Genomic DNA, 10,233 nt, shown 5'->3' with positions numbered 1-10,233 from the left:
ATCTGGCAATTGGTGATCTTGCCCGCCGAGCCAGTGTACTGGCGTGCGACCCCGCACGAGGCCTTGCCCTGTTTCAATGACCAGGACTGCGTCCTCATCACCAAGCGTCTCCAGTGCGTACTCACGCACAATGTCGCGCAGCGCGTCGGCATCCCACTGCCCCCGGCCCAGAATCGCCTGCTGGCGCCACGGGCCGGCATCGCCGGCCGCCTCCGCCCGCATCCAACCCGTCTTGCGCGGCTCGTTGCCCAACAGTCCGTCCAGAAACTGCCCCGCCGAGGCCGCGACCCGCTCCTGCGTAAACAGCGGACGGATGCGTTGCTTGGCATCTCGCAACGAGGAAGCCCACAGCGTCAGCGTATCTTCAACCGACGCACCACCAATCATCAGATCCCGAATCATGGTCACCCATGGATTCAGAACCCTCAATCAATTGCAACTGTAATGCTAGTTCGTCTTCTGCGGTTCGCCAGAAATGTTCGCGCGGCGTTCTCGCGGTCCCTTTCCGTTCTATCATGATCCGCTCCCGGAAAAGCTGCCAGATAAGGCAACAGGTAACCCGACGCTAGGTTCTGGGTGCTCACCCAGCTTCTCTCCGATGGAACCTGTTCTCGCCGACGCACGCCCGCATGTCGGTGCGCCGGAACCAGATGGCGCGGCCGCAGCGTAGCGGCGGATTGCCGGCGGTGAAGATGATCTGCTCGTCCGTCCGCATACGTAGCACCTCATGCGGCAGCATGAGCGCCCGGCGCGCGAGCTGCTTGGACCGCGTCCGGGAGGAACCCGACATCTGCGAGGACCGGCTCAGCTGATCAACCTCGACCGTCGTGTCACCGCAGCGCTTGGAGATGTAGTCCGCCGTCTCGGGATCGTTGATCGCCGAGAACGAGATCCAGGACGCACTCTCGAACCACTTGCTGGTGGCATCACAGCCGCCATAGGCCTCGCGCATCTGGCCGATCGACTGGTAGAGCATCAGCAGGGTGATGCCGTATTTACGACCCGCGTCGCGCGCAGTTTCGAGAATGCGTAAGTACCCGAGGCGGGCGACCTCATCGAGCAGGAACAGCGTGCGGCCGGTCACTTCGCCATTGCGATTGTAGATGGCGTTAAGCAGCGCGCCGATGATGACGCGGGCGAGGCCGGCGTGGTTCTCCAGTGTCTTCAGGTCGAGATTGATGAAGACGTCCGTCCGGCCCTCCGAGAGCTCGGCCGTCGTGAAGCTCGACCCGGACACCAGCGCGGCATAGTTGGCATAGGAGAGCCAGTGGGTTTCCTTCACGGCGTTGGCGTAGACGCCGCTGAAGGTCTCCGGCGTCATGGCGATGAAGGGCGCGACATTCTCCTTCACGAAGGCGGATTCCGAGTTGTCGTAGATCGATTGAAGCCGCTGGCGCAGCTTCGGCTCCGGCTCGGACAGGTTGGCCCGGACCTGGCGCAGGTGCTGGTCCTTCTTCTCCGTGTGACCGGACAGGCAGACATCGGCGGTCAACGCCGTCAGCAGCTGCAACGCCGAGGCACGAAAGAAGTCGTCCCGCGCCGAGCCCTGGCGCGGATTGTCGGTCATGACCCATGACGCGACGGCGGCAATGTCCTCTTCCTTGGTTGCGCCGTGCTGGCCGATCCAGTCGAGCGCATTGAAGCCAATTGCCGAGGAGCGCGGGTCGAGCACGAAGACCTGGCGACCCGCCCCGTGCCGGTGTCTCGTGACTATCGGTGCGACCTCGTTAGAGGGGTCGAGGACGACCAGTCCGCTGCCCCATTTGAGCGCTGTCGGCACCGTGACGGATGTTGTCTTGAAGCCGCCGGAACCGGCGAACACGATGCCGTGCGACGAGCCGAAGGACGCATCGAAACAGAGCAAAGCAGACTTGCCGCCGTCGCCCCATGCCTCGGCGTCATCGGCGCGGAAGGACTGGTCGGCCACCGCATCCCGATCGACGCGATAGCGCTCCCCGACCACGATGCCACCCGCCTCCGGGAACAGCCGCGCAGCCTCGGTCATCGTCATCCAGTCCGACTCGCCATGGATGGCGCGTTGGCCGCGAATGCGGCGCGGCGCTGTGGCTGCGAAGGCGGCGTTGCCCTTCATGGCCACCCGCAGCCCGAACACGGCCGCGAACGCAGCGATGATCGCTCCGATGATGGTCGAGGGATCGGCATAAGCGAGAAGCCGGTTTCCAGCCGGCAGGGCATTGGCGAAGGAGTGGAGGCGCGCAATCTCGCGCGAGGCGGCGATCGCGACCACAAGCAGGCCGCCGAACACGACGCTCCAACCGGCCGAGCGAATCGCCGTCGCACCAGCCGCCGCGAACAGGAAGATCACGCCGATCGCCGCGGCGATCACGTAAGGCAGGGTGATGCCGATCCGGCCGAGCGCCAGCCGCGCGTTCGGGGTTGTCCCGAACTTCGAAAGCCACGCTTCGATGCCGGTGAAGACGAGGCACAAGCCTGCCATCAGCACGGCCGGCGTGATCGCCAGGGCGATCTTACTTGCTCTCATGACCGAACGCCTTCGCGCCGATCGCCGTCAGGCGCTCGCGTTCTGCCTCGTTGCCGCGGAGACGGTCGGCGGCATCGATCAGCAATCCCAGCAGCAGCGCACGCTTCTCGTAGCGCAGCCCGGCCTTGGCGATCAGGCCGCCGAGCTCGATCTTCTCCCGCGTGTCCTTCTTGCGGGCGTTTGTGGCATCGGACCGGCGCATGCGTTCAGCCCTGTTCAGCCACGCCCGAAGACGCGCCAGACGCGACGGCCGCGGCCGCCTTTGCGGTTCGGCCGCTGCCCTTGCGAAACCGGCCGGCGATCTCCTCGAAGGCCGACAGCAGCGCGCCTTCCTCGATCTCGATTGCTCCCATCCCGGCCTTCAGCGCGATGCGCCCGATGCGCTCGGCCTCCCGCGTTTCAGCCTGCTTTAGCTGGTCCTGGAGCCGAGCGATTTCGTCCCTGATCTGCCGCGAGGGCTTTTTCATTCCGGAAGACCTTTCCTGTCAGTTCTGCGCGAAGCCGACAGGAAAGCCGGGGTGAGCGCGAAGCGCGACCCGGGTAATTAACGGGGTCGGCGAAGCCGACGCTTTGGAAGATCATCCCGCCGTTCCGAAGGAGCGGCTTCCAAGGGCGCAGTAATACGTCGCTGACGCGACGTCCTGCTTCCGCCCCAAATGCGCGGGCCGATCCCGACGAACGGCATGTTCACTCGTCTTAAGGATCGCTCCAGCCGTGGCCATCACCCATTTCACGCCCCAGCTCATCGGACGCGGCGATGGCCGCAGCGCCGTGCTGGCCGCGGCCTACCGGCATTGCGCGAAGATGGAGTTCGGGGCCGAGGGCCGCACCGTCGACTATTCCAACAAACGCGGGATGATCCACGAGGAAGTCCTGGTTCCGGCCGACGCGCCCGCCTGGCTTCGGACGATGATCGCCGATCGCTCCGTTGCGGGTGCCTCGGAGGCCTTCTGGAACAAGGTCGAGGCCTTCGAGAAGCGGGCGGATGCGCAGTTCGCCAAGGAGTTCATCATCGCGCTGCCCGTCGAGCTGACGAGCGAGCAGAACATCACGCTGATGCGCCAGTTCGTGATCGAGCAGGTGCTGTCGCGCGGGCAGGTCGCGGACTGGGTCTATCATGACGAGCCGGGCAATCCGCATGTCCACCTCATGACGACGCTGCGGCCTCTCACGGAAACCGGGTTCGGGCCGAAGCGGGTCGCGGCCATCGGAGACGACGGGCAGCCGCTGCGCCTGAAATCCGGCAAGATCGCCTATCGTCTTTGGGCCGGCGACAAACAGGAGTTCCTCGAGCAGCGCAATGGCTGGCTCGACCTGCAAAACCAGCATCTCGCCCTGAACGGGCACGAGATACGGGTCGATGGGCGGTCCTACGCCGAGCGCGGGATCGACGTCGTGCCGACCACCCATATCGGCGTCGCGGCCAAGGCCATCCAGCGCCGGGCGGAGCGCGAGGGACGCGATCCCAACCTCGAACGGCTGCGTGTCTTCGACGAGAACCGGGCCGAGACGTTGAAGCGCATCCAGCGCCGTCCGGAGATCGTGCTCGACATGATTTCGCGGGAAAAGAGTGTGTTCGATGAGCGGGATGTCGGCAAGCTCCTGCATCGCTATGTCGACGATGCCGGAACATTCCAGCACTTGATGGCGCGGGTGCTGCAAAGCCCCGATGCGCTGCGGCTGGAAGGCGAGTCGATCGACTTCGCCACGGGCGCGCGGGCGCCGGCAAAATACACGACCCGCGAGCTGATCCGGCTCGAAGCGGAGATGGCACGGCGCGCGGTCCATCTCTCAGGCAGCACGGCTTTCGCGGTGAAGGCACCGGTCATCGCGGCCGTCTCCGCGCGGCACGCCAACCTCTCGGCCGAGCAGCGCTCCGCCATCGAGCAGTTGGCATCCGGAGAGAGGATTGCGGCGGTTGTCGGCCGTGCTGGGGCAGGCAAAACCACGATGATGCGGGCCGCACGCGAAGTGTGGGAGGCCGCAGGCTATCGCGTGGTTGGCGGCGCCTTGGCGGGCAAGGCGGCCGAGGGATTGGAGAAGGACGCGGGCATCGAATCCCGCACGCTCGCCTCCTGGGAATTGCGATGGAAGAGCGGTCGGGACGGCCTCGATGATCGAACGGTTTTTGTCCTGGACGAGGCCGGCATGGTCGCCTCGCGGCAGATGGCGCTGTTCGTCGAAACAGCGTCAAAGGCGGGGGCGAAGCTCGTCCTGGTCGGCGATCCGGAGCAGCTCCAGCCGATCGAAGCGGGGGCGGCGTTTCGCGCGATTGTCGAACGCATCGGCTATGCCGAGCTCGAGACGATCTATCGCCAGCGCCAGCAATGGATGCGCGACGCCTCGCTCGATCTTGCCCGTGGCCGGACGGTGCAGGCCCTGTCTGCCTATGGTCACCACGGACGTCTGTTCGGCCCGGAGTTGAAGGCGCAGGCAATCGACAATCTCATCGCCGATTGGAATCGCGACTACGATCCGTCCAAGTCAACATTGATCCTGGCGCATCTGCGCCGCGACGTCCGCGCGCTGAACGAAATGGCGCGGGCTAAACTCGTCGAGCGCGGTCTCGTCGAAGAGGGACATGCCTTCCGGACCGAGGACGGCGAGCGCCGGTTTGCGCCGGGCGACCAGATCGTCTTCCTGAAGAACGAGGGCTTGCTTGGCGTCAAGAACGGCATGATCGGCAAGGTCGTGGAAGCCGAGCCGGCGCGCCTGGTCGCCGAGATCGGTGAGGGCGAGGGCCGCCGCCGCGTCGAGGTCGATCAGCGCTTCTATCGCAATATCGACCACGGCTATGCGACGACCGTGCATAAGGCGCAAGGAGCGACGGTCGACCGGGTCAAGGTGCTGGCAACGCTGTCCCTCGACAAGCACCTGACCTATGTCGCGCTGACCCGCCATCGCGAGGATGTGGCGCTCTACTATGGCCGGCGTTCGTTCCAGAAGGCCGGTGGCCTGATCCCGATCCTGTCGCAGCGCCGGGCCAAGGAGACCACCCTCGATTACGAACGCGGCAGCCTCTATCGCGATGCGCCGCGTTTTGCCGCGAACCGTGGACTGCATATCGTCAAGGTGGCGCGCACGCTCGTGAACGATCGTCTGCGCTGGACGGTTAGCCAGAAGCAGCGCCTTGCCGACCTCGGCCGTCGGCTGCGTGCGCTCGGCGAAAAACTCGGCCTCGTCAATGGCCGTAGACCCATCATCAGCACCGCACACAAGGAGGCGAATCTCATGGTCGCCGGGGTGACGACGTTCCCCAAATCCCTCATCGACACCGTCGAGGACAGGATCCTCGCCGACCCCGCCATCAAGAAGCAGTGGGAGGATGTGTCCACCCGCTTCCGCCTCGTCTTTGCCGATCCCGAGCGCGCGTTCCGCGCGACGAACTTCGACGCCATGCTAAAGGATTCCGCCGCGGCAACTTCGACGATCGCCCGTCTCGCCACGAGCCCGCAATCCTTCGGGGCGCTGCGCGGCAAGACCGGTCTGATGGCGGGCAAGGCCGACAAGCAGAAGCGCCAACGCGCCGAGGCCAATGTGCCAGCGCTCAAGCGCGACATCGAGCGTTACTTGCGTCTGCGCGTCGAGGCCGAGCACAAGCATGAAGCCGAGGAACGCGCGAACCGGCATCGCGTCGCGATCGACATCCCCGCTGTGTCGCGCGAGGCGCATCGCGTGCTCGAGCGCGTACGGGATGCCATCGACCGCAATTACCTCCCGAGCGCGCTCGAGTTCGCGCTCGCCGACCGGATGGTGAAAGCGGAGATTGACGGTTTCAACAAGGCCATCGCCGAGCGCTTTGGCGATCGCACATTCCTGCCGAATGCCGCCGAAGAACCCAACGGGCAGACCCTCGAGAAGGCGGCGGCCGGCATGGATCCGGCGCGGCGCGAGCAGCTGAAAGCAGCCTGGCCCGCCATGCGTGCGGCACAGCAGCTCGCCGCCCAGGAGCGCACCGCGCAGGCGCTCAAACAGGCCGAGGCGCAGCGTCTGACCCAGAGCCGGGGACAGACCCTGAAATGACCATTCGGCGCTCCCTTCTGGTCATCCTGGCGGTCGGCTCCAGCCTCCTATTGGCCGTGGCGGGTGCCGGCTGGTGCGCCGGGCTGCGCGTCAACATGACGCCGAGCTATCCGCGCGGCCTGTGGCGGATCGAGCCGCTGGATCGGCCGGCCGCCGCCGGCGATCTCGTCTTCATCTGCCCGCCGGTCACAGCCGAGTTCGAACGCGCGTTCGCGCGCGGTTACATCCGGCGCGGACTTTGCGCCGGTGGCTTAGGCCCACTCGTCAAGACCATCGCCGCCGTCGGCGGCCAACACGTTGATGTGGCTGATCAGGTCTCGATCGACGGCCGTCAGCTCCCCGATTCCGATGTCCGGCATACCGATGCCGCCGGCCGTCCTCTCGCGCCGTTTGCCGGCGGCGTCATCCCCGCGGGGGACGCCTATCTCCACTCTGATTTCGCAGGCTCCTATGATTCCCGCTACTTCGGCCCGATCCCGTCATCGGGCGTTCTCGGCCTCGCCCGACCCGTCTTCACCTTCGGTCCCTAGCGTCTGTCGCGGTGCCGCGATGGCTGTCGCCGCGGTTGCAGTCGGGGCTGCTGCCTGGTGCGGTCACGCGCTCGCCCTGCCGCTCGCCTGCGCCTTCCCGACGTTGTGGGCGTTCGCGCCGTCACGGTCGATCTCAGCGGTGGTGAGCGCCGCCTATTTCCTTGCGGCATCGCGCGGGCTGCCGCGGGGCGTCGTCAATTTCTACGGCACTGATCTCGGCGTCGGCATCGCCTTGTGGAGCGGCGCGGCGGCCATCTTCGTCCTTGTTCACGCCACGCTTTGGCAAAGCCGGCCGGGATGGGAGAGGGCGCTTTGGTTTGGGCTCCGGGCGGTCTTGATGAGCCTGCCGCCTTTCGGGGTCGTTGGATGGGCGCAGCCGATCACGGCGGCCGGCGTTCTGTTTCCCGGCTGGGGATGGTGGGGACTGGGCGCGACCGGAGCGATCCTGCTCACCATGACGACTGGCAAGTGGCCCGTCGCGGCGATCGCCGCGGCCAGCTGGTCGGCCGCGCACTGGATCGCGCCGTCACAACCATCCGGATGGGCTGGCCTCGATACCAGGCTTGGGAGCGCGCTCGGCCGGGCTCTGGACCTCGATCAATCCGAGGCGCTTCTCCAGCGCGTTTGCGAAGCGGGCGCGGCCGGCGCGCGCGTTGTCTTGCTTCCCGAGAGTGCGGCCGGGCTGTGGACGCCGACCACGAGCGGCTTCTGGATGGACGGTCTGCGCAACACCGAGATGACGGTGATCGCCGGTACCGCGATCGTCGATCGCGAAGGCTATGACAACGCCATGGTGGAGATCGCCGCCGGCCGCGCACGCCAGCTCTATGGCGAACGCATGCCAGTGCCGGTCTCGATGTGGCAACCCTGGCTCGCTTGCGGGGCAAAGGCCAGCTTCTTCGGCAATCCCGTCGTCGAGTCCGTCAGCCGGCGCATCGCGCCCTTGATCTGTTACGAGCAACTGCTCGTCTGGCCCGTCCTGCAGTCGATGCTCCAGTCGCCCGACGTGCTTGTCGCGATCGGCAACGACTGGTGGACCGCCGGCACCAACGTCCTCGCGATTCAGAGAGCCAGCACACAAGCCTGGGCGCGCCTGTTCGCCCTGCCGCTCGTGCTCTCGTTCAACACCTGAAGGGGATCAGCATGATCGATGCCACCACCATTCATCAATGCGCCGATTCGGGTCTGAAGCCCGCGATCATCGAGAAATTCATCCGCGCGGCCGGGGCATCCGATCCGCTCGCCGTCACCGTCCGGACCGGCAACCGCGTCATTCTGGTGACGCCGCCCAAGACGCCGGATGATGCCGTGGAGCTGGTCCGCCGTTACGTCGGCCAGGCGATGGTCCGCGTCGGCGTGACCCAATATCCGGTCGGGCTCGGCGTCACCGATGTCGCCGAACTCAAGGCCGATCTGGTCGATACCTGCGCCAATATCAGGATGGGCACCGCACTGTTCGGCAAGGTTTATCGCATCGTCACGAAATGGTATGGCGCGCCGGTCGACGAGGCGTTCGGCGATGCGATCGACGCGTGGAAAACCGGGTATTTCGACGGGAAATATGTATTCGACGAGCCCGATCCCGGCGCCCTGCCAGCCCGCAACGCGGGGTCGGAGGCTGGCGACAAACCCGCGGATGGTGACGCGGCGAGGCCTACGAGCCGTCCGGACGATGGGACCCGACAGGACAAGAAGCCGGATGATCCCAACAGGGCAGGCATCAGGATCGATCTGACGGGCATTGGCGTCAGCAAGCCGAAATAGGCCTTTGCGGATAGCAATGACCTCGGTCGGAAAGGCGCCACGATCTAATAGTGGCAGCGCTCCCCATCCGCGAGTAGCCTGTGCTCAACTCCAGTTGAGCCACTGGAGTTCATCCGAACGAACGCTCGATCGTGCGGCGCACACGCACCTCGCCTGGACCGACGTGGTACTCTTTTATGACGCGGCCTTCCAGTGCTCGCTCAGCCTGAGTGGAGCGGTTGCGCTGGCGCAGGTAGTCGTGCCATGTGTGGAAGTGATAGCGCTCGATCCACACATCTGGATCCGCCATGTTTCGCGCGATCGACCAGCCGTAGGCGCCGTTACGCTGCCGGACGAGCCGAAGTTGCTGTATAACCTCCCGAAACCCAGGCGCGTTTCTCTGCACAACCCGATATTCGATCTCGATCACAACAGGTCCGTCGCGCCCGGTGATGGGCACCAGCACCTTTGGGTCCTCAAGGAGGCTTCCCTCTTCCACACGCGCCCTCACGGGCGGCATCCGTAGCCGCAGGCCGACCAGTGGCGATGCAACCATCAACGCGGCGGCAACGAGGAGGGCAGTTTCGACACCAGCGACCTCCGCCAAATGCCCCCAAGCCCAGCTGCCGAGCGCCAGCCCATCGGCTGAGGCCGCTTGATAGGCTGCCAGAGACCGTGCTGCGACCCAGCGGGGCGCAGAAAGCTGTACGCCAACGTTCAACAGAGTCCAACAGAGGGTCCACCCAGCACCAGCCACCACCAGTCCCAGTCCGGCGATCACTGGATTTCGGCTGAATGCCATAACAGCAATGCCCGTGCCCATAGCGAGCGCGCAGCATCGCATCGCTGCTTCAGCGCTCAAGTGCTTGCGCACCAACCCGATATTTGCCGCTCCGATGACAGCTCCCGCGCCAAAGGCGCCTAGCATCAGACCGTATGTTGGTGCGCTGCCAAGGAGGAGATCGCGCGCTACCAGCGGCAAGAGCGCGAGAATCACTCCACTGATCAAGCCCACAATGATCGTGCGGATCAACACGAGCATGATCGGGGGTGAGTTCGCAATGTACCGGACGCCTAAAAGAATCGCGCGGTCGAGCCGTTCTGGTGGCAGGCGCGAGCGCTCAGTCGCGCGCTTCCACAGATAGAGCGCGGCGATGAGCGGCAGATAGGACACGGCATTGAGTGCGAACGCCGCAAAGGTCCCTGCAGTGGCCACAATGATGCCACCGATTGCCGGACCTACGCTCCGTGCAATGTTGTAACTGATTCCATTGAGCGCGACGGCGGCTGGCAGAGCTTGGGCTGGCACCTGCTCGCTGACCGCCGCCTGCCAGGCGGGCCCCCACATCGCGGCGCCACTGAAATGGACCCGCGGAGCGGGACCGGTTGAACCGGCTTGTTAGTTGGAAACTGATCGCTCCTGATCCTTTTCTA

At 65.4% G+C, this 10,233-nt stretch carries 7 protein-coding genes and 2 pseudogenes; 4 read left to right on the top strand and 5 right to left on the bottom strand.

Annotated features, from left to right (window positions below; genetic code table 11):
- The 4 genes and pseudogenes from AC5ZGW_RS43950 to traC form a co-directional block, all read right to left on the bottom strand.
- Positions 1–402, bottom strand: a pseudogene (locus AC5ZGW_RS43950) (transposase); the annotation flags it as partial.
- Positions 403–580: 178 nt separating this feature from the next.
- The gene (gene traG / locus AC5ZGW_RS43945; protein ID WP_130230505.1) at positions 581–2,503 is read right to left on the bottom strand and encodes a Ti-type conjugative transfer system protein TraG; all 1,923 of its coding nucleotides are present in this window, start codon (positions 2,501–2,503) and stop codon (positions 581–583) included.
- Positions 2,490–2,705 carry a type IV conjugative transfer system coupling protein TraD gene (traD, locus tag AC5ZGW_RS43940; RefSeq protein ID WP_130230503.1) on the bottom strand — a complete coding sequence of 72 codons (216 nt, stop codon included), beginning with the start codon at positions 2,703–2,705 and terminating at the stop codon, positions 2,490–2,492. The genes traG and traD overlap by 14 nt, the downstream gene beginning before the upstream one ends.
- Positions 2,706–2,709: 4 nt before the next feature.
- Positions 2,710–2,970 (bottom strand): conjugal transfer protein TraC, encoded by a 261-nt coding sequence (traC, locus tag AC5ZGW_RS43935; RefSeq protein ID WP_130230501.1) that lies wholly within the window; start codon positions 2,968–2,970, stop codon positions 2,710–2,712.
- A gap of 247 nt (positions 2,971–3,217) precedes the next feature.
- On the opposite strand from traC, the gene traA reads away from it, so the two are divergent.
- Genes traA through AC5ZGW_RS43915 form a run of 4 tightly spaced genes read left to right on the top strand, consistent with a single transcriptional unit; the run spans position 3,218 to position 8,820 of the window.
- Entirely contained in the window at positions 3,218–6,526 is a 3,309-nt protein-coding gene (gene traA / locus AC5ZGW_RS43930; protein ID WP_130230499.1) for a Ti-type conjugative transfer relaxase TraA, read from the top strand.
- A complete protein-coding gene (gene traF / locus AC5ZGW_RS43925; protein WP_130230497.1) occupies positions 6,523–7,056 on the top strand; it encodes a conjugative transfer signal peptidase TraF in 534 nt (177 codons plus the stop codon). The genes traA and traF overlap by 4 nt, the downstream gene beginning before the upstream one ends.
- Positions 7,057–7,075: 19 nt before the next feature.
- The gene (locus AC5ZGW_RS43920) at positions 7,076–8,188 is read left to right on the top strand and encodes a conjugal transfer protein TraB (RefSeq protein WP_130230495.1); all 1,113 of its coding nucleotides are present in this window, start codon (positions 7,076–7,078) and stop codon (positions 8,186–8,188) included.
- 11 nt (positions 8,189–8,199) lie between these two features.
- Positions 8,200–8,820: a TraH family protein gene (locus tag AC5ZGW_RS43915; protein ID WP_130230493.1), complete on the top strand. Its 621-nt coding sequence runs from the start codon at positions 8,200–8,202 to the stop codon at positions 8,818–8,820.
- Positions 8,821–8,932: 112 nt separating this feature from the next.
- Here the strand turns inward: AC5ZGW_RS43915 and AC5ZGW_RS43910 are convergent.
- Positions 8,933–10,159, bottom strand: a pseudogene (locus AC5ZGW_RS43910) (MFS transporter); the annotation flags it as partial.
- Between the last annotated feature and the right edge of the window lie 74 nt (positions 10,160–10,233).

Source organism: Bradyrhizobium sp. Crot121, assembly GCF_059512385.1.
The sequence above is the reverse complement of the archived record's forward strand: the minus strand, read 5'-3'. Positions and strand labels throughout refer to the sequence as shown.